This window comes from Peribacillus psychrosaccharolyticus ATCC 23296 (assembly GCF_000305495.1).
Taxonomy (GTDB): Bacteria; Bacillota; Bacilli; order Bacillales; family DSM-1321; genus Peribacillus; species Peribacillus psychrosaccharolyticus.
In genome coordinates this window covers 1-1,256 of sequence record NZ_AJTN02000109.1, presented here as the reverse complement: position 1 = coordinate 1,256, position 1,256 = coordinate 1, and the positions used below count along the sequence as shown (strand labels likewise).

Genomic DNA, 1,256 nt, shown 5'->3' with positions numbered 1-1,256 from the left:
GATTTAATATATTCTCGTTCATCTGGTATAAAATATTTGGGTGTAAAATCCTTGAAATCTCTAGGAGGCATATAACTAAAAGTATGTAAAAGGTTATTTTCCTTTCCCAGAGTTTTTGCAGCAAAGCTTACAACTGCGCCTGAATCCAATCCACCACTTAACTGTGCCCCCACATTAAGATGTGTACGCAATCTTGAATCAACTGCTCTTTGAAAGACTTCTTGAAAAGCTTCTACATATTCACCATCTGACTTTAGTTTGATTTTCTTATCTGACTGTAAAGTACAATATCTTTTAAGTTTTTCTTTCTCTCCTGTAATGGTAATACTATGTGAAGGAGGTACTTGGTTTATATTTTTATAAGGTGTTAACGAATCATCAACTGTATCAACCATTCCCCCTACGACCAAGTATTCGGCCAGCCATTGTTCATTAAGTTGTTTTTTCAGATAAGGTAATGTTAGTAACGGCATTATGGTTGTACAAAAAGCACTTTTCTGCAAATGATGATAATAATAAAGAGTTCGAGTACCAGAAAAGTCTCTTGCACCAAATAAGGTTTGCTTTTTTTCATCCCAGATGATAAAAGCAAAATCCCCTACTAAATACTTAGGGGAATCTTCTCCCCACCTATCGTAGGCAAGCAATATCAATTGACTATCCGGCATGTTTTTTCTCATTCTATAATCTACTTGTAAAAGATCAAATAATTCCTTTCGATTATCGATAATGGCATCGGCAGTGATGACTAACTGTCTCTTATAATCATAATAAGGAAGCTGCTCACCTATAGATTCAGGAGTAATCCATTGTGCATGACAACCAAGGAAAACATTCTCTTTATGCCATACTTGAACATCATCTGCTGGGTATTGCTGTAATGAGCCCATCATCCCATTAATATGCTCAATGGACACTGGTTCCTTATTTGAATGGTAAATGCAGGCAATGGCACTCATGGCGATCTCTCCGATTCCTTATAAATTACTAATAATTGATCAATTAAGAAGAGCCGTTAAAGAGTTAAAACTTGTTCTCTATAAAGAACATACTATAATATGGAAAAAAATGCAATCCCCTAATTTCTCTTTAAAAAAGCACTTTACTAGTTACAAAGACCTGTATAACATTAGAAACCTAGGCGTCTATTGGTTTCGGGACATTTGGGCTATATCCCTCTTCTCCTAGATGTTGTTTCTTGTCGATAAATTTAAGGATCGGATGGTAGATTGCATTGATAAACACAGAAGAAATAA

General features: G+C 35.3%; 1 protein-coding gene. It reads right to left on the bottom strand.

Annotated features, from left to right (window positions below; all coding sequences use genetic code 11):
• Positions 1 to 959 (bottom strand): asparagine synthase-related protein (locus WYK_RS06290; protein WP_040373708.1); only part of this gene is annotated, 959 nt, incomplete at its 3' end.
• Between the last annotated feature and the right edge of the window lie 297 nt (positions 960 to 1,256).